Origin of the sequence: Shewanella sp. 1CM18E (assembly GCF_023161665.1) — a bacterium.
Classification (GTDB): Bacteria; Pseudomonadota; Gammaproteobacteria; order Enterobacterales; family Shewanellaceae; genus Shewanella.
Map to the genome: position 1 here is coordinate 76,953 of NZ_JALNTW010000011.1, position 24,958 is coordinate 101,910.

The 24,958-nt window shown below is 45.8% G+C and carries 20 protein-coding genes and 1 tRNA gene; 4 read left to right on the forward strand and 17 right to left on the reverse strand.

Features of this window, described 5'->3' with window-relative positions:
- The 3 genes from MSG37_RS14695 to MSG37_RS14705 all read right to left on the reverse strand — a co-directional run bounded on the left by MSG37_RS14695 (position 1) and on the right by MSG37_RS14705 (position 3,257).
- Positions 1-465, reverse strand: a complete 465-nt coding sequence (locus MSG37_RS14695; protein WP_248471404.1) for a GNAT family N-acetyltransferase — start codon at positions 463-465, stop codon at positions 1-3.
- Positions 466-600: 135 nt separating this feature from the next.
- Positions 601-2,184 carry a DHA2 family efflux MFS transporter permease subunit gene (locus tag MSG37_RS14700; protein WP_248471405.1) on the reverse strand — a complete coding sequence of 528 codons (1,584 nt, stop codon included), beginning with the start codon at positions 2,182-2,184 and terminating at the stop codon, positions 601-603.
- Positions 2,184-3,257 carry an HlyD family secretion protein gene (locus MSG37_RS14705; protein ID WP_248471406.1) on the reverse strand — a complete coding sequence of 358 codons (1,074 nt, stop codon included), beginning with the start codon at positions 3,255-3,257 and terminating at the stop codon, positions 2,184-2,186. Before MSG37_RS14705 ends, MSG37_RS14700 begins: the two co-directional genes overlap by 1 nt.
- A 94-nt stretch (positions 3,258-3,351) precedes the next feature.
- Here MSG37_RS14705 and MSG37_RS14710 point away from each other — a divergent pair, with 94 nt between their 5' ends.
- Positions 3,352-4,296 carry a LysR family transcriptional regulator gene (locus MSG37_RS14710; protein WP_248471407.1) on the forward strand — a complete coding sequence of 315 codons (945 nt, stop codon included), beginning with the start codon at positions 3,352-3,354 and terminating at the stop codon, positions 4,294-4,296.
- A gap of 77 nt (positions 4,297-4,373) precedes the next feature.
- Here the strand turns inward: MSG37_RS14710 and MSG37_RS14715 are convergent, their stop codons facing one another.
- Positions 4,374-6,209: a cytochrome c3 family protein gene (locus tag MSG37_RS14715; protein ID WP_248471408.1), complete on the reverse strand. Its 1,836-nt coding sequence runs from the start codon at positions 6,207-6,209 to the stop codon at positions 4,374-4,376.
- Between the two features lie 466 nt (positions 6,210-6,675).
- Complete coding sequence (locus MSG37_RS14720; RefSeq protein WP_248471409.1) at positions 6,676-7,041, reverse strand: isochorismatase; 366 nt, start codon at positions 7,039-7,041, stop codon at positions 6,676-6,678.
- A gap of 146 nt (positions 7,042-7,187) precedes the next feature.
- On the opposite strand from MSG37_RS14720, the gene MSG37_RS14725 reads away from it, so the two are divergent.
- The gene (locus MSG37_RS14725; protein WP_248471410.1) at positions 7,188-8,075 is read left to right on the forward strand and encodes a LysR family transcriptional regulator; all 888 of its coding nucleotides are present in this window, start codon (positions 7,188-7,190) and stop codon (positions 8,073-8,075) included.
- A 182-nt stretch (positions 8,076-8,257) separates the two neighbouring features.
- Entirely contained in the window at positions 8,258-8,986 is a 729-nt protein-coding gene (locus MSG37_RS14730; RefSeq protein ID WP_248471411.1) for a YebC/PmpR family DNA-binding transcriptional regulator, read from the forward strand.
- Positions 8,987-9,345: 359 nt separating this feature from the next.
- On the opposite strand, the gene yedF is transcribed toward MSG37_RS14730, so the two are convergent.
- The 3 genes from yedF to fdhD all read right to left on the reverse strand — a co-directional run bounded on the left by yedF (position 9,346) and on the right by fdhD (position 11,991).
- Positions 9,346-9,582 carry a sulfurtransferase-like selenium metabolism protein YedF gene (gene yedF / locus MSG37_RS14740; protein WP_012153712.1) on the reverse strand — a complete coding sequence of 79 codons (237 nt, stop codon included), beginning with the start codon at positions 9,580-9,582 and terminating at the stop codon, positions 9,346-9,348.
- An 88-nt stretch (positions 9,583-9,670) separates the two neighbouring features.
- Positions 9,671-10,921: a selenium metabolism membrane protein YedE/FdhT gene (gene yedE, locus MSG37_RS14745; protein ID WP_248471412.1), complete on the reverse strand. Its 1,251-nt coding sequence runs from the start codon at positions 10,919-10,921 to the stop codon at positions 9,671-9,673.
- Positions 10,922-11,127: 206 nt separating this feature from the next.
- Positions 11,128-11,991 (reverse strand): formate dehydrogenase accessory sulfurtransferase FdhD, encoded by an 864-nt coding sequence (gene fdhD, locus MSG37_RS14750; RefSeq protein ID WP_248471413.1) that lies wholly within the window; start codon positions 11,989-11,991, stop codon positions 11,128-11,130.
- 287 nt (positions 11,992-12,278) lie between these two features.
- Here fdhD and MSG37_RS14755 point away from each other — a divergent pair.
- Positions 12,279-12,373 (forward strand) — tRNA-Sec (locus MSG37_RS14755).
- On the opposite strand, the gene selB is transcribed toward MSG37_RS14755, so the two are convergent.
- The 9 genes from selB to zntR form a co-directional block, all read right to left on the reverse strand.
- A complete protein-coding gene (gene selB, locus MSG37_RS14760; RefSeq protein WP_248471414.1) occupies positions 12,351-14,267 on the reverse strand; it encodes a selenocysteine-specific translation elongation factor in 1,917 nt (638 codons plus the stop codon). The genes MSG37_RS14755 and selB overlap by 23 nt on opposite strands.
- On the reverse strand, positions 14,264-15,751 hold the full coding sequence (gene selA, locus MSG37_RS14765) for an L-seryl-tRNA(Sec) selenium transferase (RefSeq protein ID WP_248471415.1): 1,488 nt from the start codon (positions 15,749-15,751) through the stop codon (positions 14,264-14,266). Before selA ends, selB begins: the two co-directional genes overlap by 4 nt.
- A 99-nt stretch (positions 15,752-15,850) precedes the next feature.
- Positions 15,851-16,813, reverse strand: a complete 963-nt coding sequence (gene fdhE / locus MSG37_RS14770) for a formate dehydrogenase accessory protein FdhE (protein ID WP_248471416.1) — start codon at positions 16,811-16,813, stop codon at positions 15,851-15,853.
- 14 nt (positions 16,814-16,827) lie between these two features.
- The gene (locus MSG37_RS14775; RefSeq protein WP_248471417.1) at positions 16,828-17,460 is read right to left on the reverse strand and encodes a formate dehydrogenase subunit gamma; all 633 of its coding nucleotides are present in this window, start codon (positions 17,458-17,460) and stop codon (positions 16,828-16,830) included.
- Positions 17,461-17,465: 5 nt separating this feature from the next.
- Positions 17,466-18,368 (reverse strand): formate dehydrogenase subunit beta, encoded by a 903-nt coding sequence (gene fdxH, locus MSG37_RS14780; protein WP_248471418.1) that lies wholly within the window; start codon positions 18,366-18,368, stop codon positions 17,466-17,468.
- 2 nt (positions 18,369-18,370) lie between these two features.
- Positions 18,371-21,391, reverse strand: coding sequence for a formate dehydrogenase-N subunit alpha (gene fdnG, locus MSG37_RS14785; RefSeq protein ID WP_248471419.1), 3,021 nt, complete (start codon positions 21,389-21,391; stop codon positions 18,371-18,373).
- An 824-nt stretch (positions 21,392-22,215) separates the two neighbouring features.
- Positions 22,216-22,605, reverse strand: coding sequence for a DCC1-like thiol-disulfide oxidoreductase family protein (locus MSG37_RS14790; RefSeq protein ID WP_248471420.1), 390 nt, complete (start codon positions 22,603-22,605; stop codon positions 22,216-22,218).
- A 123-nt stretch (positions 22,606-22,728) separates the two neighbouring features.
- Entirely contained in the window at positions 22,729-24,099 is a 1,371-nt protein-coding gene (locus MSG37_RS14795) for an SO_0444 family Cu/Zn efflux transporter (protein WP_248471421.1), read from the reverse strand.
- A gap of 21 nt (positions 24,100-24,120) precedes the next feature.
- The gene (gene zntR / locus MSG37_RS14800) at positions 24,121-24,606 is read right to left on the reverse strand and encodes a Zn(2+)-responsive transcriptional regulator (protein ID WP_248471422.1); all 486 of its coding nucleotides are present in this window, start codon (positions 24,604-24,606) and stop codon (positions 24,121-24,123) included.
- Positions 24,607-24,958 lie beyond the last annotated feature (352 nt).

Genomic DNA, 24,958 nt, shown 5'->3' on the forward strand with positions numbered 1-24,958 from the left:
TTAAGCTTCTACTGTGTTCACTCGCAGCATATCAATGTGCGGAATACCGTCTTCTAAGTACATCTCAGACACAGGTTCAAATCCCTGCTGTTGGTAAAAACCTTTAAGGTGCTCTTGCCCGCCTAGCTGAATATTATGCTCAGGCCAGCGCTTGTTAGAAATCGCTATCGCCTTTTGCATCAAGGTATGCGCTACGCCACCACCACGCACCGCTTCAGCCACAATAACGCGGCCAATACTGGCATCAGGATAACTCACTCCTGGCGCTAACACGCGTGCATACGCTTGAATAACACCTTGCTCATCGATGCCTAAAAGATGCTGAGTTTGAGCGTGACGATCTTTATTATCAAGCTCTGGATAGGGGCAGTTTTGCTCGACCACAAACACGTCCACCCTCAGCTTCAGTAGATCGTACAACTCATTCAATGAAAGTTCAGAAAAAGACAGGGATTTCCACAGCATAGGAAACACTCCAAAACAACTTAGTAGAGCAGCAGTCTAGCACTTCAGTATGATAAAAACAGGCGCTAAATCGTAAACTCAGTAGAGTAATTTGAATTTAGATTTAGCAACTTTATTAATTAGGGGCTTTATCAATTAGTGACTTGCTGGCGCTTGAGCGATAGGTTTGCGTATCGATAACACAGACACCACTGCCACCATCAGCAAAGCTGCCATAATAAAGAACACATCGTTATAGGCCTGCACCATAGCTTGTTGCTGCATGGTTTGCCCAAGCAAAGCTGATGCTTGTTGGCTCGCGGTTATTGGATCAGATCCCGCCGCCTGCAACATGCCCGCAGTTTGCTGTAAATATCCATTAGCAAGTGGGCTCACTGCCGGTAAGGTTTCTTTAATCTGCGCCAAATGCACTCGACCTAAGTTGTCGGTCAAAGTCGACACTAAAGCGATACCCACTGCGCCGCCGAGGTTACGCACCACATTTAGCACTGTCGACGCTGACGCATTTTCAGACTTTAGCAGTCTCGAGGTTGCCAACATGCCGATTGGCACCATAATAAACGGCTGGCCAATGGCTCTAACAACCATAGAAGCAATCAATTGCGGACCGGCAAAGTCTGCTGTCATATGGCAGTTCATGTAATAACTCACGCCAAACATAAAAAAGCCAAAGCCGGCTAAATAACGATTATCAAAACGCTGCATTAGCTTGGGCATAAACGGCAAAATCAATAACTGTGGAAAGCCGAGCCACATTAACACTTCGCCAATTTCTAATGAGTTGTAATTTTGAATTTGCGACAGGTAAAGCGGCACCATATAAATCGATGAAAACAGCGCTAAGCCCAGTAAAAAATAAGCTATGGTCGATAAGCTAAAGTCGCGATTTGCCAGTAATCGTAAGTTGACCAATGGATCTTTTTTCTTAAATTGTAGATAAACGAAAATCGCAATATTTACCGCCGCTACAATCGCTAAGTTACGGATAAGATCTGAGCCAAACCAGTCTTTACGATTACCCTCTTCAAGCACCACTTCTAGGCAGCCCATGCCAAGAGCCATAGTCACCACGCTGGTCACATCAACATTTTTAAGCTCTGGCCAATTAATTGGCTTTTTAACTAAGCCGTAAGCTAGCATCGACATCACCACGAGCCCAGGTGGCACATTGATGTAAAACAGATAGTGCCAACTAAATTGCTCGGTGAGCCAACCACCTAATGTTGGGCCTATTGATGGCGCAAAAGTCGCGGTAATGCCAAAAAGCGCCATGCCTACCGCGCGTTTACTGTCGGGTAAGTACTCTAAAATCAGCCTAAAGGCCATAGGAATAAGTGCGCCACCAAAAAAGCCCTGCATCGCCCTAAAGGCGATCATAGACTCAAGGTTCCAAGCGACCGAGCAAAGCAGTGACGCCAAGATAAATATCGCGCAATTCCATAGCATATAGCGACGAATATCTAGCCCTTTACTGAGCCAGCCTGATAGTGGAATGGCAATCATCTCTGCGACGAGATAAGCAGTCGCGATCCAAGAGCCTTCCTCTAGTGTTGCCCCTAAGCCGCCTTGGATCTCTTTCATCGAGGCATTGGTGATTTGGATATCCAAAATCGCCATAAATGCGCCGATAAGCCCGCCAAAAACAGCTATCCAAGCGCGGCGACTGCCAGGCTCAACTTGCTCAAATGGATGCAAGGTTTCAGCTTTAGCCGCAGACATTAGTATTGCGCTCTGTTAGCAACAACATCCGTGCTCAGTACATCACTCGCAGTATCCACCTTCACCAAAGCACTCAGCCCTGGAACAATTCTGCCATGCTCAAGTTGCGTGGCAGAGTCGCTATCTAAACGAATACGCACCGGGATCCTTTGTACAATCTTAGTAAAGTTGCCTGTGGCATTTTCTGCTGGCAATAGGCTGAATTTGGCCCCAGATGCTGGTGCTAAACTGTCGATAACGCCAGTAAAATGCTTACCGGAAAACGCATCGAGCTCTATCGCCACCGATTGCCCTGCATGCATTTGGGCAATTTGGGTTTCTTTAAAGTTGGCAGTGATCCACACAGCTTCATCTGGCACTAAGCTGTAAATGGCTTGCCCTGGCTGTACATATTGGCCTTGCTGAGCACCACGTTTACCAATAATGCCGCTAAACGGCGCGGTAATTTTGGTATCAGCGAGTTGAATTTGCGCCAAAGCTAAGCCAGCTTTGGCTTGCTCAACGCTAGAATCTGCTTCAACTAATTGCGCCGTTAGCACTTTAAGCTCACGCTGCTTAGCAACGAGCGCCGCTTTAGCTTCATCAACATGGGCGCTAGCGGACTCAAACCCAGCTTGCGCTTCATCAACCGCATCTTGCGAGCTATAGTTTTTCACTTTTAACTTTGATGCGCGGCTTAATTGCTGCTGGCTACGAACTTGCTCTGCTTCTGCTGCCACGACACTGGCTTTAGCTTGTGAAATTAACGCCTGTTGCAAATCAACTTGCGCATGCAATGTTTGACCCTGTGCTTTAGCGCTAGACAATGATGCTTGGCTTTGCGCAACCTTGGCCGCAAACTGACTATCTTCGAGTTGAGCCAATAGCTGGCCTTGCTCAACATGCTGATTATCTGTAACAAATGTGGCCGTTACATAGCCCGGGACTTTAACGCTAATATGAGAAATATCGGCTTCTACATAGGCGTTATCGGTAGATTCAAAATTACGTACTTGAGTCCACCAGTAATAACCGCCAGCGACTAACGCAATAATAAGTACAGGAATCCCGAAATATAACTTAGTTTTTGACATGAATGACTCCTTGATTAGTGAGTCATAGTTTACTACTGTCTCAACATAGTTATTAGATAGCTAAAATATTACCCACTGTTTCACAGGTGTAACAATGATAGATCTCAACCGCATCCAAATGTTTGTTCAAGTGGTCGAACAAGGTAGCTTCACTAAGGCTGCTAATGCTTTAGGTCTGACCAAAGCCACCGTAAGCCGTAAGGTAGCTGAACTCGAAGCTGATGCCGGCGTACAGTTACTCTATCGCACGACTCGTGCACTCAAACTCACAGAAGCTGGCGCGGATTACTACCATAAAGTTAATCGCATTTTAGTGGACTTAACCAATGCCGAAGACCAGCTCAGTGCTAGGCAGCAAACCATTAAGGGGCACTTAAAAATTGTCTGCCCTATCGAAATGGGTCAGCTGTATTTCGGACGGATCTTTGCGAGATTTTTGGCGCTGTATCCAGATATCACCATTGAAGCAGAGCTAACGAATCGACAAGTGGATGTGATTGGTGAAGGCATAGACATGCTGTTTCAGATCACCGAGCAAACCGATGACCGCTTGCAAACTTACGCCTTAATTAATACGCCTAAAATCTTAATGGCGAGCCCCAAATATATCGAAAAATACGGTAAACCCGCTACGCCAGAACAACTGAGCGCACATCAATGTATTCGTCTTGGCTCACCCCATATCGACGGCAGTTGGACGCTATTTAATGGCCAGCAATGGATAACAATAGAGCCCGAGTCTCGACTAGAAACCAACAACATTACCTTAATGCGTGAGGCAGCCATTGAAGGCCTTGGGATCGCAGCAATCCCTATGGTCATTGCCCATAATGCCCTAGAGAAACAAGAGCTGGTCACCGTCTTAAATGACTTTCCTATGAAGCAAAGCTTAGTGACTATGAGCATGCCACAGCGGGTTTATTTACCACGCCGTTACCGGGTGTTTATTGAGTTTCTCTATGAAGCGCTTTTCGCTAATTGGCAAAATAGAGTGTTAGATGTGCCAGACTTTATCCAGCGACCTGATTTTGATCAGTAACTAAAAAAGGGCCCCAATATGGAGCCCTAAAAAAGTGGCCGGCTAGCCAGTTGCAGGGAGCAGCTAACCGTTACTTTTTATTCTTTACGGTCAAACACGTGGTACTTTTCAATACCGTATGAGCGACCTTCTGCGTGACAAGTTGCGCACGACTCTGAAGTGCCTTGGCTGAACCAATCGCCAGTATGATCAACCGGAGTATTGATTTCGCCGCCATTCGACTTCATGTGGTTAAGCGCTTGGTCACTATCGTGACATGCAAAACAGTTAGCCGTTACTGGGCTTGAAGCCACACCAGCAGTGCCACCATTAAAGGCTTTCGATAGCATGTACTGATTAGGTACCGCATTTAAGTCGATACCTTCGGCATGACATGCAACGCAGTTTTCAGCATTAAGCTGAGTCGCCGAGTTTGGCTCGCCAGTAATTGCTGAGCTACCTACGCCCCAGTGCATGCTATGAACCATAGGGCCAAAGCCAGGTGCAGAGTTTTTAGAGCTACGATCTTGACCGTTGTTATGACAAGCAACACAACCTAAACCGCCATCAGCGTAGCTGCCATTTTTGTGGTAGTTGGTTTCGTTGTTGTGACAAGTGCTACAGCTATCCATGGTGACGCTATGGCGACGCTCATATAGCGTACCTGACATCATGTCAGAGTAACCATGCAAGGTGACACCGTCATAACTCGCGTCTTCACCAAAGTTAAAGGTAATGCGCGAGCTTGCCATTAACTCTGGGAAAGTCGCATCTAGCGTTGCGAAACATACCGCTGCGGTGCCGTTAGCATCAAATGTGGTCGTTGCAGTACGTGCCGCACGGCCAACAATTGAACCGTTATCATAGCCATGTAGGTATGCGCCAAGATAAGACACAGTGCCATCGGCAAGTAAGGTCTCAAGATTCAGTTGCTCTTCACCTTTAAACAAGGCGATATCGGTACAGTAACCCGCATCTGCGCTCATGTATGGCGCAGAAATCGTCGATGAATGCTCATCGCGTACTGTCGCTTTTTCAGCAACTTTTTTATGGAATAGACGCACATCATCAGACTCGCTAAAGCCAGTGTATGTCATCGCGACAGCCGTTGTACCGACGCCAGCAGCGTCATGGCAGTCAGTACAAGTACTCATGCTATTCACTTTAGTGATAGGCTCTGCGTGACAGGTATAACAGTTAGCAGCATCAAAGTCTTTTTCAAACTTCTGGTGATTGATATGACCAATTTTTTGCATTGAGTTGCGGGCATAACCACCTTCATCACGGACCACATTACCGTGACACACCATACAACCGGCCACGAGATCGGTTTCACCGTCAGTGTTAATTGCGGTGTAGCTTGGATGTTTTAGATTAGATGCGGCGTAATCGACATGACAACCATGACAAGTTGCCGTTGAAGTAGTGTGTAAACCTTCAGATTTATCAACCACGATATAAGCAGATTTAGCGATTTTTTCGCTACCGCCCACTGCAATACGAATGATACTTTCAGTACCCGAATTCACCGCAGGCATCGGCGCTAAGAACTCATAACGACCATCTTCAGTCATCGTCAGGCTTGCACCTTCGGTTTCATCCGAGGCACTGCCACCGACAATAGTGCCCTCAAAGTCTGGACGACTACGAGCAATACCTTTATCGGTTAGCGCTGCCACTTCAGCACTCACCTTTTCGAGTCCGCTAACTAACAAACCTTCCTCGTTAGTGACTTCAAATTCGAAGCGCACAGCGCCCTCTTCCAAGGTATGACTGAGCATTTCAACATTGGTGGTTTCAGTCACTTCAACTACTGGCGGTAGCGGGCTGGTGCCATCTTCACCGTCACTACCATCTTTGCCATCGCTACAGGCTGCTAGACCGAAAGCGGTTGCGACGATTAACGCCACACTGCATTTATTAAATTTTCTCATCATCACTCCATAATTTTTATTAAGTCGTGACCTTTTACTCCCCCGTCATTACCTTAAAGTTTCAACTAGGGCTTTTATGTGACTAAATTCTCACCAACATACTTCTTTAGAGGTATGGTTCACATAAATAAAAAAACAAAAACAGCCTAAAAACAAATTAAGATTCAATTAATTAGCACCCGAAAGCACTCTTTAGAAAAACAGTTTTATTAACAACAACTAACAAGGGAAACAACCCAAAAAAAGCCAATATTAATGGCTAAGGGGAAATCGCAAATTAATGAAAAATTAAGCGAGTGGCGTGCGGTAAAAAACGATAGTGACTTGAGCGTTAATATGCAGAAATAATAGGCTGTAACTAAATCGATTTACTGATTGATATAAGCTCAAGCAAGTTCGCTTACTTGAACTTATACATATCAATATTTGCTTGTTGATATAGTGGGTATAACAGCAGCTATGCCGCCTAACCTAGGACTTCAAACTCATCATCCACCAGCTTAGCCGTACCATCATCTTGCAGCACCCAAATTTCTTTGTGGACTACGCCATGGGCTTTATTCATTTTCCAAGCAGTTGTCAGCAATACCGATTTTTCATCTAGCACTTTAAATTCAGGGCTAGTGTATTCAACATCGCAATAGCCTTGCTCAATCAAGTTTTGCCAAAATGCTTGAATCGCTTCGCGGCCTACAAACTCGCCAAAAGGACGAGCTAGCATTGGTGCATCGGCAGCATATTGTGCCGCGCACAGTGCTGCATTTTGAGTATTAAAACCTTGCATCCAAGTGGCGCTGGCAAGCTTTACCGCATCGAGTAATTTCTGAGACATAGTGTGAACCTGTATTAGTTATCAATTTATGCCATCAGTTTACAGCGACAATTAGCATTGATAACCTAGGTAAAACTGCAATAAGTGTTCGACTAAACAGAACAATTAAACTAGATAATCATCAGATCACAGATAAGGAAAGCAATATGGATCATCTGCGACATATGGCCATATTTAAACAAATCGTCGATAGCGGCTCGATAAGCGCTGCAGCCGATAAACTCAGTCTGTCTAAATCTGTGGTCAGTCACCATTTAAAATCACTAGAGCTAGCGGTGGGTGTGCAGCTATTGCATAGAACCACTCGTAAACAACAACTTACTCCTGCAGGTAAAGATTTTTACCAGCGCTGCGGTGAATTAGCCAATATCTCTAACCTAGCGTGGCAGCAAGCTAGAGAAAGTGCCGACAAGCTAGCGGGACCAATTACAATCAGCTCCCCCCACGCTTTAGTTGACGACTTTATTGCGCCAACTATTGGCAAGCTATGCCAAGGCAACCCTATGATTAGGCCGAGTATTCAGGTGCAAGATCGCCGTATTGATCTGCTTGGACAAGATATCGACCTCGCGGTGCGAGTCGGTAAGTTAGCATCGAGCAATTTAATCCAGCGCAAAGTCGGCGAGTTTCGCGATGTGCTTTGCGCCAGCCCCGCTTTTATTGCGCAGCATCAACAACAAATAGCCGCCGAGCAATGGCAAGAATTAGATTACATCGCTAACTCTTGGCAGGGACAAAATATCGAGCACCAACTACAAACTAAAGCCAATAAAACAGAGGCAGCCCTCACCCTAAGCTTTAGTGCTAATCGCTTTGCCGATACTTCATCTGCTGTGCTGTCATTAGCAAAAGCAGGCTTAGGTGTGGCCTTATTACCTGATTTTGTATTTAAGCAGCAGCCCTCACTCGTTGAACTCATCGCCAGTCATCAATGCCCACTAAACAGTGTGTATGCCTTGCATGATTTTGGCCGTACACCGCCGCTGTTAATCAAAAAAACCATTGATGCGCTAGTGGAATCCTTTCAAGAGTAGACACTAACGGTTAGACAAATGGCTGACAAAAAGCCTAACTCGCTATGGTTTAGAGCATTAGATGCAGATATAAAACAAAATTAATCGCTGCGATTAGCATTTTTAAAGGCCTGCACCTGATTTGTTTCGATAAAGCTGCTAACATTGCTGGCAATTTTTTAAGCTTAGTGAGAAAGATCAAGATGGGTAGAGCATACCAAAACAAAAAAGAATCCATGGCGAAAACTGCTGGGCAAAAAACTAGACTTTATTCTCGTTACGGGAAAGAGTTGTACGTTTGCGCCAAGAACGGTGGCTTCGATCCTGATGGCAACCTTGCACTTCGCACCATGATTGCCAAAGCCAAGAAAGACCAAGTACCAGCACACGTTATTGAACGTGCAATTGAAAAAGCCAAAGGCGGTGGTGGTGAAGACTACGAAACTGCGCGTTATGAAGGCTTTGGTCCTGGCGGCTGTATGGTTATTGCTGACTGCTTAACTGACAACGTAAAACGTACTTTCACTGAAGTTCGCCAAGCATTCGTTAAAAACGATGCTAAGCTAGGTGGCCCAGGTACTGTTGGTCACATGTTCGATCACCAAGCGGTATTCGTATTCGCTGGCGACGACGAAGATGCAATTCTAGAAATGCTAATGATGGCTGACGTTGATGTATCTGACGTTGAACTAGAAGATGGCATGATCAGCGTTTACGCACCGCACACAGAGTTCTTCAAAGTCAAAACTGCATTAGCAGCTGAGCTACCAGAAGACACTGACTATGTGATGGAAGAGATCACATTCGTTCCGCAAACAATGACAGCAATTACTGATGCTGAAGAAATTGAGCAGTTCGAGAAGTTCCTAGCGGCACTTGAAGATTGTGATGACGTGCAAAACGTTTACCACAACGCAGAACTTCCAGAGTAAACAAACACGACATACTCGCTACTGACTCGCTAAACGCGACTCAGCAAAAAGGCACTCATTGAGTGCCTTTTTATTGCTCGTAAACAAGCTTATTTCTTTAGCAAATAACGCAGCATCACGCCTTGCTGGCTGATATCTAAAACCTCATAGCCGTGTAGCTCTTAATAATTAGCAGCATCATTTGGGCTTAGCTTTTAACTTATTTCTTTAGCTACTTCTTAAGCAAATAACGCAGCATCACGCCCTGTTGGCTAATATCTAAAACCTCGTAGCCATGGTTCTTTGCATCGCTTGAAAAAATAATGTTATTAATCGATTACCCAAACCACTCGTGACAAAGCTGTTTAACTATTTTTCAACTACTTCTTAAGCAAATAACGCAGCATCACGCCTTGCTGGCTGATGTCTAAAACCTCGTAGCCATGGTTCTTTGCATCATTAGGAATGTTGTTAATCGATTGCGAGCAGTCGGTAATCACTTCCAATACTTCACCCGCTTTCAATGATTGCATCGCTTCAAGCGTGGCAACCGCTGGGTATGGACAAGGCTCACCGTAAATCTCTAAATTGTAATCAGGTACGATAGATGCTGGCATAAACTGCTCCTCAGCAATAAATTGGCTCAAATCGCTTGAGCCGAATACAAAACATATAAATCAATTCGTTACTTCTAATAACAGGTCTTTAAGCTTGTGTTGCTGTAGCCGCTGGAGCAACTTTTAATTCGGCAAGCTTTGCCGCGAGTTGTTGCTGGTCACGCTTCTGCTTATTAAAAAAGCGCTGCTCCCAGATTAAAATCAGCACAAAAGATAAGCCCAGCAATAGATAAGTCACCGCTAAGCCACCAAGCGGCCCAAATACATCTAGCAGGTTTACCTTATCCCAGCTAGTCGCTAATGGTTCAGCCACCACGTCCCAGTAATAAGCTAATATGGTTGCACCAACGATATTACCAATACCCACCCACCAAAAGTGCACTTGACCTTCTAATGCGCGGTACATCCAGCCGGTTTCACAACCACCCGCGATAACGATACCGATACCAAACAGCAAACCACCAATCACTGCATTTGGGCCAGCCCATAAGGTTTTAGGCGTCATACCTAGCTGCACATAGCTATAGATACCAATAACACTCACCGCCATACCTAAGATAATCGCCTTAGCCATATGGGTACGGCCAGTGATCCACATATCTCTAAACGCTGAAGTAAAACAGATCTGCGCACGTTCAATCAATAAACCAAAGATAATCCCCATTAACATGGCAATGCCAAGCTTGGTAGAGCTTTGCATGATATACAGCGACAGCGCGACCATAGCGGCAAACACCAGCCAGCCTAGGCGAAAACGGTTTTGCACTTGGTTCGGATTAGGCTTAGCAATTTTCTTCAGTCCGCCTGCTTTTAGCGTGGCAGTTGAACGGAAAAACGGTAACAAAGTGATCTTAGCGCCAATGTAAGTACCTGCGGCAGCGGCAAAAGCAAAGATCCACGCATGCAAGGTAAACTGCGGAATACCGGTAAAGAAAGCCGCCAAGTTACACCCCATAGCAAGACGCGCACCAAAGCCTGCAATCATGCCGCCAATCAATGCTTGAGCAATGCGCTTTTTCGAGCTTGGCATACGCAGCTTTAAATTATTCGCCCACAGCACCGCAGCCATACAGCCACCAAACATGCCTAAGATCATCACGCCGCCGACACGATCTAGCGGCGTGCCATTAAGGCCGATAATCTTAAAGTACTGCCAAGTTTCCGGCTCAGCCCCAAACCACTGCAGTACATGGCCGCCCCAGCGAGTAAATTCGCCAGTTACCGCCCACAAAGAGCCGGTAAGGCCAAAGAAATAAGTCGACAATATACCCGCCGCAATAACGGCAGCAAAAGGCGACCAGAATTTAATAAAAAACTGATTTTTAAACGTTAACCACATATTTAAAACTTACCAAGTAATATGAAACACTTAATTTAAGCGTTTAAGCTAAGCACTAGACTTATTACTAAGCTAAACCCAGTAAAACGAAACTAAGTTAAACGAAACCAAGTTAAGCCAAGTAATCTCTCTAAACACTTATTTTATTACGCTTAAATTAAATGCTAAAACCAAAACACACGCCAATAGTGAAAATAAGGCCTTAACTAGATCACTGCTAAGTTATTATTTTCAACATTAGCTTGCGTTTCATTACATAAATACAACCTTTCAGGATGGGTATATATTGTCACCCTATTTTCACGGCAAAACCCAACCAAAGTAATATTTGATTTATGCGCGATATCAATCGCTAACGAAGTTGCTGAAGAAATTGCAAATATAATACTAATATTTGAAATGGCGGCTTTTTGCACCATCTCAAAACTGGCTCGACTGGTTAATAACAACGCAGAATGACGAGTCTGGTTATCGATATTGATATGACCAATTAATTTATCGAGTGCGACATGACGCCCCACATCTTCGAAGCAGCACATAATATCACCTTCTGCCGACAACATGGCAGCAGCATGTGTGGCACCGGTCAAATTAAATGCATTTTGATGCTTATGCAGGTTAGATAAAGCCAACTTCAAGCTGTTTAGGTTGAATCTTGCAGTGTCTGTGACTTTTACAATCGGTTTAAGCGTTTGCTCTATCTGCTCTATGCCGCAAAGACCACAACCAGTGCGCCCTGCAAGACTACGTCTATGCTGTTTGAGCTGCATAAAACAACGCTGCGACACCTCAATATGTACCAATACACCACTGGCTATGGTTTCAATTTCAATCGAACGGATATCACGTACGCTTTCAATAATCGATTCTGACAAGCTAAATCCAATAGCAAACTCTTTTAATGCGGTTGGGCACGCCATCATCACTACATGAGAAATACCATTGTAAATCAGTGCGACTCTGACCTCTTTCGCCACCGTCTCTATTAATGACTGCTCTCTGTCATTACGAAAACACGTCACTGAAGCTTGCTCAGTAATATTATTTAAGCCACATACAAGTTCCGTCATAAAGCTGTTCCATCTCTTCTATTAAATAAGACCACACTAGGGGCGTTAATATTGCCAATATGGATAGATGTAAATAGGAGTCACATTTACCAAACATATAAGTCGATTAATATCATTTATAAAAACACCACATCCCTTGAGCTATGCTGCAACTATTTGGTAAATAATGTCCCACTCTTCACCGTTATTGCCGATAAATAGTATTTGCACTCACAGTTAATAAAGTTAACAAGCCAATGATATTGTTTAGCTAAAAACAATTACCTATTATTCGCCGCAAGTGATACGGAAGAACGTCGTTTCCGGTGAAACGTCTGGATTTCAAATCCAGGTGGGGCTGCCAGCAGTCCCGGGTAGGTTCAACTCCTATGTTCTTCCGCCAAATCACTCGATATAAATATGCTGCCATCTCTAATTACTCTCGAATTGTCTTTCTTCTTGCGCCACGTTAATCCACTGCGGTCATAAAACTCCAACAACTGAATACTGGCTTTGCGGCCAAGCTTAATAATTGAGTTGAAATCAGCAGTTTTGATCTCACCACTGGTGTTGATTTGATTACGAATAACATCGGCGTAGAAATACAGACTTTCGGTTAGCATAAAGCGGTCTTTAATAATCGCTGACAGATAACCCAGCTGAATAAGCTTACGGCACAGGCCGCGAACAACTGTCAGATCTAGGTTTAATTCAGTTGCTAAATCTGACGACCATAACGGCCCTTTAGCGCTAATTAGTTGCTGCTTTATTTGCGACCACAAAAGCTGCTCAACATCTGACAACGCTAAATTGTGGCGTGGTAGGTGCAATAAACCGCGGGTGCTCTGCAGTAGCTTTTGTTCTCTAAGCCCATCGGTGAGTTTCAAGAGCACTGGCAATGGATAGTGGTTGTGAGTCATGCGCTGCAGGCGGTTAATACTCAAACCTAATAGCTCAGGAGATTGCTGATGATAATCGGCGATAAGAGCCAGTAGTTGCGCTTCAATCTGCTGCTGCAATGCACTTGATAACAGATAACCATCAAGGTTTATCAGCTGCTCATCTGTCAAACAGGCGGCTTGCTCAGTTAACTGATTGGCCCACATAAAAGCCGACTTTGACACGCAGTGATGGTTTATTTGCGCCTTTAAACTCGCCGTTAGCGAGTCACACTGTTTAAGCTTTTCTAAGTAAGCTAAACGCTCATCACTGCGCTTAGCGCGAGTTGGCGGATTCAGATCTAATACCCGCAGCGCCCCTAATGTGGTTTTGGCGGCACTGTCACGCACAATGATCCTATCTTGCTCGACACAACCAAGTGCCTGCTCACATTGCAGCTCAACTAAAGCGCTGCCGTCAGTAAGGTTTTGCAGCAAACCTAAGCGCGCCGTGGTGTGGCGATTACCAAGATGCACTTGCACGCTTTGCCAGTGCTTAAATGGCAATACAGATTCAAAAACACCACAAATGACTTTTGGCGCTTCGATTGTTGCTACGACATGATCAAGCTCGGTTAACCAGTCACCGCGCTCAGCGCCGCGATGCGCATCTACGCCAGTGATGTTGAGAGCCACCCGCTGACAATGATGGGCGTTATCACTTACTCGACCTTGGCTATGTAGCGTTCTGACTTTGACCGGTTTTCGCTGACCCGATAGATACAGGTTTTGCCCTTGGCTGACGTGACCGCTAATCACAGTACCTGTGACTACAAGACCCGCGCCTTTTACGCTAAAAGCTCGGTCGATTGCCATGCGAAAACTGGCTTGCTCGCGAGTCTGTTTAAGCTTGGTTATTTGCATTTGCGCAAGCTGAGTAATCGCATCGTTTAACTCACTAATACCAAAGCCAGTTTGCGCCGAGACCACATAGATATCAGTTTGCCTTTGATGTGTTGCCAGTAGCTCACTCACCTCAAGCTTAACCATCTCAACGCGTTCACTGTCGACTTTATCTTGCTTGGTGAGCACCACAATTAAGTGTTCAAGATTAAGCAGTTGTAAAATAGCTAAATGCTCATGGGTTTGCGGCATCACCCCATCATCACAAGCGATAATCAATAGCGCATGTTTGGCGCAGCTCACCCCTGCCAACATGGTATTAATAAACTTGCTGTGACCCGGCACATCAACAAAGGCTAGACGCTCGCCGCCGGCTAAATCCATAAAGGCGTAACCCAGCTCGATAGTCATGCCGCGCTTTTTTTCTTCCGGTAATCGGTCGGCATCAGTACCTGTTAGTGCTTGAATGAGGCTGGTTTTGCCGTGATCCACATGACCTGCGGTAACAATAATCATGATACGGCCTCCAGGCTTGTTGCAGGCGTTTGACTAGGCACTTGCTCAAAGTCGAGCAGGCTTGTTGTCAGGACTTCGATTAACTGGCTGTCACTGTCAGCGCCGCGCAAGTCTAGCCACAACTGATTAGCAGTAATGCGGCCAATAATTGGCATGCTGGCGGCTTTAAAATGCTTATCCAGCTGCAACACGCTTGGCGAGTGCTTCTGTTTGCTAGCGTTAGTATTAACAGCAAGACACAGCGCCACAGAATCAAGCAGTACATCAGGTTGCGAGCCGCTGCCTACTTGGGTTTGGCAAGCTTGAATTGTTACATCAAATAGGCTGCCATTGACGCTATCAGCTAATTGCTGCAGTGTTTGTGCAAGCTGTTCAAGTTCAACCAAAGGACGGGAGAGCTTTCTAAAAATAGGTAATTGGCTATCTAGCGTTTGTGGATTACGGTACTGCATCAAGGTCGCTTCAAGTGCGGCTAGCGTCATTTTATCGCAGCGCAGTGCACGCTTTAGTGGATGTGCTTGTAGCTTAGCAATCAGTTCGCGATCGCCCACCACTAAGCCGGCTTGCGGCCCGCCGAGCAGCTTGTCGCCAGAAAAACTCACCAGATTAACGCCATCTTTTAGCATCTGCTGCGGCATGGGTTCTTTTGATAAACCAAAGCGCGACAAGTCGGTGAGCGCGCCGCTGCCAAGATCGGAGATCAGTGCGATACCTTTGCCTTTACATAAAGCCGCAAGCTCAGCCTCTTCGGTGACCTTAGTAAAACCACTAATATGATAATTACTGGTATGCACCTTCATAATTGCCGCAGTGTTTTCAGTAATCGCGGCGGCGTAATCTTTAAGATGAGTGCGGTTAGTACAACCCACTTCCACCAGCTTGCAACCGGCTTGAGCCATAATGTCTGGGATCCGAAACGCGCCGCCAATCTCCACCAGCTCACCGCGAGAAACTATCACCTCTTTACCGGCAGAGGTTGCGGCCAGCATCAATAAAACTGCGGCGGCGTTGTTGTTAACGATGCAGCAACTGTCAGCTCCCGTTAGCTCATTAATTAGTGCGGATATTGCACTGTCGCGGTGACCACGTTTACCTTGGCCCATATCAAACTCAAGCGGCACAGGACTGCGCATCACTTGAGTGACCGCATCAATCGCCGCTTCACACATCTGCGATCTCCCGAGGTTGGTGTGCAATATGGTGCCTGTTAAATTAATAACAGGGGTCATGCTTTGACGCTGGGCTTTGCTAATACGGCTGGCTAACTCGGTTGTAATATTCGCGGAATCTAAGCACCAGTTTGGTAAGCTTTGACTGTTGGTGATTTGCTGACGTGCATCGTCAAGCATTTGCGTCAATAAGGATTTAATCCAAGATTTACCCTGCTGGTCAATAAAACCTATCACTTGAGGTATCAGCAGCAAGCTGTCCATTGCAGGTAAACAACGGTAAAGAGCTTGAGTGGAGTTGATAGCTTGAGTCATAGGTCTTCGTCTAGTTAGTTCAATGATGTTAGATATTTAGGTTAATAAAAGAGCCGCAGCGCAATGCGGCTCTTGTTCGACTTACGTGGTTAAAGCTGGCTAATGAATATCACCGACTTTAAGCTGAGGCTCGGACTCCATAGGCTCTTGCTCATGAGCAAGTAGCAATGGGTTCACCGTGGTTGCGCTGTATCCTTGCTCAACCAAATGGCTGTCCATCACCAAGGTCGCCAAGTCGTCGGCTGCCACTTCCAGTCTTGGGTTGATGTCGGTAAAGAACATCTTGGTATACCCCTTACAGGTGTCGCAGCTTTCTACCCGAATAGCGGCATTAGTTTCGGTTTCAGCCCACAAGAACACGCCCTTGCTCTCGCCGCATGAGGTGCACTCGGCGCGCACTTCATGCCACTCGGTTTCACACAAGCTGCAATGCAAGTAACGCAGGCCAACACGTGGTTCTTCCTTGATAACGCTACCCACTGGGTGACTGCCACACACTGGGCATAAACGCTTATGCGCCTCACCTTTATCAGCCAAAGTTTGGGCAACATCCACTGCCCAATGTGACCAGTAAACAGATAACGATGCCCAAATAAACAGGCTGTACTGTGCTGGCACTTCAGCAAAGTGACCACCTAACATCGACTTGGCGTAACCTTGCAGTACATCAGCTTCCGCTTTGGCTAGTTCCTTTAGCACTACATGCAAGTCAGTACTGACTTTAGGCATAAGCTCACTAACAAGTTCCAGCAATACCGACTGCCAATAATTGCCCCACTCAAAATGCTGCTGCGCCATAGGCTGAGCTTGGTTGAGATCTAACTCTGGCTTAGGGCCAAAGCAGCTCTTTGCCGCCTCACCGTAAAGTGCCGCTACCTTTTCTTGGGCGCCAACTAACTGCTCAAGCAAACCAAAGTATTCTGTTAATCCAGATTCTTCGGCGAGCTCTGCAAGTCGCTTAGCGCGAAATTGATAAACGGCTTTTGGGTCAGCTGCGATCACGGTTTTAATGTCCAATGACTGACCAGGGATCTTTTCAGCGTCGAGTATTGCTGTGCTCATAATTAGTGTTTTTCCTACTTATTAGTCTTTAATTCAGGATCGTTTAGCATGTTAGGGTGATGCTTCTTGCACCAAGCCCGCGACACATAGCCGTACAACATGCCGGCAACCGATCCTTCTACCCACGTTGCCATCCAAAAGTGCACAATCACGAAGATCAACATGATCACGGCGCAGATTGCGTGGATTAAAATGGCCCACTGAATAGCAATTGCATCAAAGTAAGGGGCAAAGTAAGGCTGCCACATCATGATGCCGGTAATCGTCAATGCGATTGAGGTCACCACGAAGGTACGGAACAGCACTTTTTGACCTGGGTTGTAATGGCCGATTGCAGGGATTTTGTCCTCGTTTTCGAACATCACGTCCTTGATAGCTAACATCCATGTTAGGTCGTTCTTTTCCCACTTGTTATGGTGGTAATAGCGCACCAACATCAACATTAGCGGCAGGCACATCAGCAAGCCGGCAATAGGGTGAACAAAGCGCGCCATTTGTGGCGTACCTGCAATCGCTCCCAACCATTGAAATGATGGGAAGAAGAAAGCAAAACCAGTTAGGAATGTCACCAAACCTGCTGCAACCACAAACCAGTGACAGATGCGGTCGAACAACTTATGGCGCAAAATCATATTCTGCTTATGCATGAGCGTTACTCCTTATCTGACTTATCTGAGTGAGTGTGGTCGAACGCAGCTGGCTCGTCCTCTTCAACAAGGTTACGACCCACTGTAATGCGGTGTAAGCAAGCAACAGCAACTGTTGCCATGATGCCCGCCGCACCCAATGGTTTAACCACGTCTTGCCATAACTTAACTGGCACACTCGTTTTCGGATCCGCTGGTAAGCCATAGTCTTGCGGCTTATTAATGTCATGCAAAATCATGATCATGCCTGTACCACCCACACCTTCAGGGTTGTATAGGCCGGCATTAACATAGCCACGCTTACGCAGTTCTTTAATTCGTAAGTCGGCAATAAACAGCATGTCTTCACGGGTGCCGTACTTCAGTGCGCCTGTAATACAAGACTTAACACAAGCTGGCTCTTGGCCCACTTGAATACGGTCTGAACACATGGTGCACTTGTAGGCCTTTTGATCGATAGGGTCGAGTCTTGGTACATCGAACGGACAAGCCGACACGCAGTAGCCACAACCCGTACACTTATCAGAGTCAAAATCCACCACACCGTTTGCACGCTGCACAATGGCACCTTTAGTCGAACAAGCGGTTAAACAGGCTGGATCGTCACAGTGCATACATGCGCTATGGGCGAAACGCCAATTTAGCTTGTTATCTCGCTCAACTTCTTGGTACTTCATCAGCGTCCAACACTCAGAAGACAGGTCCATTGGGTTCTGGTAAGAACCTTGGAAGCTACCCACTGGTGCACGCAGATCGTTCCATTCAGAACACGAAACCTGACACGCTTTACAGCCATTACACTTAGTGGCGTCGAATAACTTAGCCACCTTACTTAACTTACGTCGTACCTGCGCCGCAGGAGTGAGCTCTGATGTGCCAGAGCTTAAAATGATATCTTGAGCAGACATGATTAAACTCCCTCAGCCTTAGCGATATCCACTAGGAACGCCTTAAATTCAGGTACCTGGGTATTCGCATCGCCCACTTCTGTGGTCAGTACGTTACAGCTATAACTTCTACGTGTGAGTGCGTTGTGGCCACCATGACGAGGTAGACCTACGGTGTGCACCATCTGGCCATGAACTTTCAGTGGCTGCAGACGCTTAGTCACTAATGCTTTAGTTAACAAGCTACCGCGCTTAGAGCTCACCTTGACCCAATCACCATTCGCAATGCCTTTCTTCGCCGCTAAAATTTCGTCTAATTCAACGAAAGTTTCAGGCATAGAAATCGCTGCTAAACGACAATGAATCGTCCAGAAGTTAAAGTGCTCAGTTAACGAGTAAGTGGTACACACATATGGGAATTCCGTATGTGAACCTAGCGTATCTTCCACGCCCTCTAACAAACGTACCGCCGGGTTACTGACCACATTAGGGTGTAATGGGTTAGTACCAATTGGCGATTCCATCGGCTCGTAATGCTCTGGGAACGGACCTTCTGCTAATAGCTTTAGCGAGAAGAAACGACCCACACCCTCAGGCTGCATAATGAACGGATGCGCAGACTCTTTTGGTGGTAACGTCATATTGAAGTCACCCACGTCGATGCCGTGCCATTTGCCGTGGTTCCACTCAACGATCATGCGTTTTGGATCCCAAGGCTTACCGTTAACATCACAAGATGCGCGGTTGTAAAGTACGCGGCGGTTTTGCGGCCAAGAGAACGCCCAACCTGGAGTGATACCCTTGCCTGACGTATCAGAGTTATCACGACGCGCCATCATGTTGCCGGCTTCGGTCCAGCTACCAGAGTAGATCCAGCAACCACATGACGTACTACCGTCATCTTTTAGCTGGCTAAAGCTATCAAGCTGCTTACCGGTTTTAAGATCGATACCGTTAAGCTCTTTTGCCACTTCTTCACCGTGTGGGAAGTATGGGTTGTGGTAGCCTGCCCAGTTCACCGCTTCTATCGGCTCTGGTAGCACGCCACCTTCAGCTTTATACAGCTCGCGCAGCTTCATTAAGATGCCTGATAAAATTTCGGCATCAGGCTTAGACTCGCCCGGTGGATTCGCGCCCTTCCAGTGCCACTGCATCCAGCGACCTGAGTTAACAATACAGCCTTCTTCTTCAGCAAATAGTGTTGTCGGTAGACGGAACACTTGCGTTTGAATTTCGCTTGGTTGTACGTCGTTAAACTCACCGGCTTTTTGCCAGAATACTGAGGTTTCTGTCGCTAACGGATCCATCACCACTAGGTACTTCAGCTTGCATAATGCAGCTAAAGTCTTGTTACGGTTTGGCATAGAGTTAATCGCGTTAACCCCTTGCACGAAGTAACCGTTCACTTGGCCCTTGTACATCATGTCGATGTGCTTGGTGAAGTCGTACTGTAAGTCCCACTTAGGTAACCAGTCATAACCAAAGCTATTGGCCGCAGTTGCGTGCTCGCCCCAGAAACTCTTCATCTGTGAGATAAAGAACTTAGGATAGTTAGACCAGTAGTTGGTTTGGCCCGGACGCAACGCCTTAGGCGTATAGTTATTTAGATATGTGCTTAAATCTGTATCGTTATCATTTGGTAGCTTTAAGTAACCTGGTAGGTTCTGACATAGCAGACCCATATCGGTTGCGCCCTGTACGTTTGAGTGACCACGTAGTGCGTTAACACCACCACCCAATACGCCGATATTACCCAGTAGCAACTGCACTAATGCCATAGAACGGATGTTCTGTGCGCCTTTAGTGTGGTGGGTCCAGCCCAATGCATACATGAAAGTCGCCGCTTTATCATGAACGTGTGTGCTACCAATTAGCGCACAAACTTTTTCATAATCTTCAACTGGCGTACCGGTAATATTGCTTACTGTTTCAAAGTCGTAACGGTCAACGTGATGCTTTAATAAGTTCCACACACAACGTGGGTGCTCATAGGTTTCATCAACTTTGGCATAACCATCTTCATCTAATTCGTAGTACCAAGAGTCTTTATCGTAAGTACGGCTCTTGTCATCAAAACCACTAAATAGGCCTTCATTGAATTCGAAATCTTCACGAATGATGTAACTCGCGTTGGTGTACGCTTTTACATACTCGTAGTTAACTTGTTTAGTCTCAATGAGGTATCGACATAGACCTAAAAGGAATGCGATATCAGTACCACTACGAAGTGGTGCATAGCAGTCAGCTAATGCTGCACTGCGGTTAAAGCGTGGATCCACAACCACCAGCTTGGCGTTATTGTGTTCCATAGCTTCCGTTACCCAACCGAAACCGACAGGATGTGCTTCAGCGGCATTACCGCCCATGATCACCACGACATTTGAGTTCTTAATATCGATCCAGTGGTTGGTCATGGCACCGCGCCCAAATGTTGGAGCAAGACTTGCTACCGTTGGGGAGTGTCAGTTACGCGCAATAGTGTCGATGGCTACTAGGCCAAGAGAACGAGCAAACTTGTGAGTAATAAAACCACCTTCGTTTGGCTGTGCAGATGAAGTCATCATGCCGGTACTCAACCAACGGTTTACTGTGGTGCCATCACTATTTTTTTCAATAAAGTTTTCATCGCGGTCGTCTTTCATCAAACGGGCGATACGGCTGAATGCCTCATTCCAGCTAATACGCTTCCACTCGTTAGAGCCTGGCTCGCGTACTTCTGGGAAATGGTTACGGTTAGGGCTATTTACATAGTCAACTAGACCGGCACCTTTAGGACATAGTGCGCCGCGGTTAACCGGATGGTCTGCGTCGCCTTCAATGTGGAAAATCGCTTTTTCGGCGTTTTTACCGTTGCTGCCATGGCTGTACATCAACAAGCCACAACCCACTGAGCAATAACAGCAGTTATTGCGGGTTTCTTTTGCTTTCAACAACTTATACTCACGAGGCGCAGCCATCGCAGTGCCGGGCATTAATCCCAACGCTGATATTGCCGATGTGGTCGCTCCGCAGGCACACAGTTTAAAAAACTGTCGTCTGTCCATATCACCCTCACACAATTAGTATTGCTACACTGACCGACTATCTCATCTTCGGCACGTAGTTTTGGTTTTTGTTAAATGAGCCTGCAGCCTTGGATAACAGATCTATATTTTTACTGACGTAAAATAAAAGACTCAAATTTATAAGGCTGAAGCAGACTTATTAACGCGAAAAGATTATCCCCAAAGTCAGCTAAACGAACAATTTATTACACATGATCCAAATCACACAAAAAACGGAACAGAATAAGCAGCGAACCAGAGAGCAAATAAAAGAATAAAAAACCAATAAACAGGCAATTTGCGCACAAAATCAGAACTTAAAACCACAAAAGCCAACCTAGAACAAAAAGGACTTTATGTCTCAACAAGAAAAGACATTATGTCTCACTCGCAACGACTTTAAGATGTTAAATAGATGAATAGACTTGAGGCTTTACAGCACTCAAAAAGAGCAGAGAAGCGCTTGAAATAAGGGGGGAAGAGCGATGAAAGCAATTAACTCCTACGTAACCTAGCATTGATTTGCTAGGTTTTAAGTTTAGTTTTAGACAATATGGCACAACCAAAAACCGTACAAAACTTAAGGCATTATTGTTTTGCGCCTAAAAATAGCTGAATTTGCCGTTATAGCAATTTAACCCTGTTTTACCGATAAAGTCTTTTTGCCCCATTTTGGCACAGTAAATAGTGGGGATTTTCAACAAACAATGCACAAACTTGGTTGCACAGCTTGTGCTACTACTTGAGTAAAAGCCGAGATGGCTGGTTAAACAGAGCTTGAAGTACGCTTGAAATAAGGCAGCTTTTAAGAAAGCTTGAGGTCATTACTTCTTAGGTAGCTGACAAATTGCTTTTTGACCAAACAAACGATAACGGTGTTTGGCAATAAAGTTATAGATCGCGTTGCGCAATCCCCTTGGAAGTAAAGCTGTATGTCTTAGTAAACAAGGCCAGCCCTGGAGTCGTTTTACAATTTCAATAACGGCATCGCTACGTAAATAGCACTGTTCCTGCTTTATCAAGATCACGCTATCCATTGCCACATCCGTTAATTGATATTGGCTTAACAGCGCTTTCCCTTGGTTCGATTGCAACGCCACCAGTTCAAATACCTTATGAGGATCATGCCTTGTAATGACGCTGACCGCGCCATCACATAGATTGCAAGCGCCATCGAAGATCACCACAGCATTTTGTTCAGTACTCTTTTGCAATCCAGCTTCTCTTCAACACTATTTATCCCGATGCTTTCTTTCTAACACGGTTTAGCGCTAAAAAACAAAGAGGCGCTCAATGAGCGCCTCTTTATAATGCAGATAAAACTATTGTTAAAGCATTTAAGAGCAGCAATCTCGGCGCCACCAGTTTTTAGGTAGCTTATCTAAGAACACTTTCGCCATTAGTATCGCCAGGATCACTCCAGAGGTGTAAACGATACCTGCTGGTAATAGCTCATGCTGCTCACCAATTTGTGGCATTACCACGAAGCCAAAGGTATCCACTAGGTAGTTAACCAAGATGCCAGACACTAACGCCACACCTAACACGCCACCTAAGTAGCCATATAGAGCGCGTTTACCAAGTTCCTTAGTTACCACGCCTAAGGTGGCGATGTTGGTTGCTGGACCCGCTAGCATAAACACTAATACCGCACCTGGTGACACACCCGCTAATAGTAAACCTGCTGCAATTGGCGTTGATGCCGTGGCGCAGATATACATAGGCACAGAGATCAGCACCATCACTAACATAGCTAAAATGCCATCGCCCCATTTAGCCATAAAGTCGGCTGGCACATAGGTTTGTACTAATGCCGCGAAGAATAAACCGATTAGCAACCAGATCGTTGTATCACGCACTAAGTCCGTTGCCGCGTAATGTAAGCCTTTACCTATACGACTAATAACTGAGGTACCTTTCAACTCAGTAGCAATATCTTTAGTCGACTCACAGCAACTGCCCGCTTCGCTATCGCTGTGGTTATGGCTGCGAGCTTGAGTCGCTGTAGCGGTTTTTTTGCTGCTACAGCAAGATGACTTTTCTGCAGTTACAGTTGCTACCTTAGACGCTTTAGTTGAGCAGCACGAAGACTTTTCGGCTTTAGATTTTTCAGCTTTAGGTGCAACAGTTTCAAGTGCTTTTTTACTGCTGCAACAAGAAGTCACCGCTGCAACTCTTGGCTCGGCTTTTTTGCTACTGCAGCATGAGCTCACAGCTTCAGCTTTAGGCTCAACCTTTTTACTGCTACAGCAAGAGGCTGCTGGTGCAGCTTTGGCGTTAGATTCTGCGGACTGACTCGCAGCTTGTTCATCATCGTCATCACGACCAACTAACAGACCTGCAACGATAGCACTGGTTACCGCGGCAATCGGTCTAACAATCGCCATAAATGGCCCTAGCAATACGTAAGAAACCGTGACTGAATCAACGCCGGTTTCAGGCGTCGACACTAAAAATGAAGTGGTTGCCGCTTTAGAGGCGCCACTGCGGCGCAAACCAACGGCAGCGGGAATGACACCGCAAGAACATAATGGCAGCGGCGCGCCTAGCACAGCAGCTTTAACTGTGGTTTTAAAACCATGCCCACCCAGTTGCTTCTGCATCCAAGCCATAGGCACGAACATCTTCAACATGCCTGCTAACACCAAACCCAATAGTAACCATGGAGCTGACTCTAGAAACAGCTCAATAAAGTTCTCTAATAACATAACTACTTCTCACGTGTATTTTTAAGTATGTGATTTATCGTTGCAGTTTTTGGTGAACTGCCGTTCGTCATGACTATGCTTATCGTTTTCACAACGGATGCTGTCGGTATTGGATTCTAATGCCTCAAGAATCGAGCAATGCTCCGCACTTTCTGGGCCACCGCAGCAAGCTTGAGACAATCTTTGCAGCGACAACTGAAAATGGTTTAACTCAGCGATTTTTGCTTCAACGTTAGCCAGTTTGTCATCGACCATGCCTTTTACATCGGCGCAGGCCCAATTGGATTTATCCAGCTCAATCGATAACAGCTCGGTGATCTCGGCAAGGGTAAACCCCACCGCTTTGGCGCGCAGAATAAAACGCAAGCGTTCGGCATCCGCCTCGGTATAAATACGGTAACCCGACTCAGTGCGCGATGATGGCGCAAGCAAACCATGCTTTTCATAAAAGCGCAGCGTGTCAGCCTTTACTTCACATAACTGTGCAAGTTCACCAATTCGATACATGCTTAGCTCCAAACCTATTTGGCAATCAAGGTCGATAACCAATACAACTTTCGCTGCAAAACCTATTAAAAAAATCAGAGATGAATAAACCCAAAAAACACCGGCTTATTCACTTCAGTCGCTAAAGTATAAACCTTGGAGTTGTATCCAAGGTCAAGGCTTATTCTGCACCTATATAATAAAGAAAGCTTGTTCGGTAGAACGTATTGTGAAATCGCGCAGAAAAAAACACCGCCGGAGGTAAATTTACGATAAAATACGCGCGCTGTGACGATGGGTATAAAAATTGAGGGACTTTTGGAAAGCAGTGTAGGCATTTATCGTTTGAGACTGTTCTGTTTTCCGAAAGATC

What these genes read in the sequence shown, in the direction of transcription:
- MSG37_RS14695 (WP_248471404.1), bottom strand. Translation starts at nt 465, where the DNA reads ATGCTGTGGAAATCCCTGTCTTTTTCTGAACTTTCATTGAATGAGTTG.
- MSG37_RS14700 (WP_248471405.1), bottom strand. Translation starts at nt 2,184, where the DNA reads ATGTCTGCGGCTAAAGCTGAAACCTTGCATCCATTTGAGCAAGTTGAG.
- MSG37_RS14705 (WP_248471406.1), bottom strand. Translation starts at nt 3,257, where the DNA reads ATGTCAAAAACTAAGTTATATTTCGGGATTCCTGTACTTATTATTGCG.
- MSG37_RS14710 (WP_248471407.1), top strand. Translation starts at nt 3,352, where the DNA reads ATGATAGATCTCAACCGCATCCAAATGTTTGTTCAAGTGGTCGAACAA.
- MSG37_RS14715 (WP_248471408.1), bottom strand. Translation starts at nt 6,209, where the DNA reads ATGAGAAAATTTAATAAATGCAGTGTGGCGTTAATCGTCGCAACCGCT.
- MSG37_RS14720 (WP_248471409.1), bottom strand. Translation starts at nt 7,041, where the DNA reads ATGTCTCAGAAATTACTCGATGCGGTAAAGCTTGCCAGCGCCACTTGG.
- MSG37_RS14725 (WP_248471410.1), top strand. Translation starts at nt 7,188, where the DNA reads ATGGATCATCTGCGACATATGGCCATATTTAAACAAATCGTCGATAGC.
- MSG37_RS14730 (WP_248471411.1), top strand. Translation starts at nt 8,258, where the DNA reads ATGGGTAGAGCATACCAAAACAAAAAAGAATCCATGGCGAAAACTGCT.
- yedF (WP_012153712.1), bottom strand. Translation starts at nt 9,582, where the DNA reads ATGCCAGCATCTATCGTACCTGATTACAATTTAGAGATTTACGGTGAG.
- yedE (WP_248471412.1), bottom strand. Translation starts at nt 10,921, where the DNA reads ATGTGGTTAACGTTTAAAAATCAGTTTTTTATTAAATTCTGGTCGCCT.
- fdhD (WP_248471413.1), bottom strand. Translation starts at nt 11,991, where the DNA reads ATGACGGAACTTGTATGTGGCTTAAATAATATTACTGAGCAAGCTTCA.
- selB (WP_248471414.1), bottom strand. Translation starts at nt 14,267, where the DNA reads ATGATTATTGTTACCGCAGGTCATGTGGATCACGGCAAAACCAGCCTC.
- selA (WP_248471415.1), bottom strand. Translation starts at nt 15,751, where the DNA reads ATGACTCAAGCTATCAACTCCACTCAAGCTCTTTACCGTTGTTTACCT.
- fdhE (WP_248471416.1), bottom strand. Translation starts at nt 16,813, where the DNA reads ATGAGCACAGCAATACTCGACGCTGAAAAGATCCCTGGTCAGTCATTG.
- MSG37_RS14775 (WP_248471417.1), bottom strand. Translation starts at nt 17,460, where the DNA reads ATGCATAAGCAGAATATGATTTTGCGCCATAAGTTGTTCGACCGCATC.
- fdxH (WP_248471418.1), bottom strand. Translation starts at nt 18,368, where the DNA reads ATGTCTGCTCAAGATATCATTTTAAGCTCTGGCACATCAGAGCTCACT.
- MSG37_RS14795 (WP_248471421.1), bottom strand. Translation starts at nt 24,099, where the DNA reads ATGTTATTAGAGAACTTTATTGAGCTGTTTCTAGAGTCAGCTCCATGG.
- zntR (WP_248471422.1), bottom strand. Translation starts at nt 24,606, where the DNA reads ATGTATCGAATTGGTGAACTTGCACAGTTATGTGAAGTAAAGGCTGAC.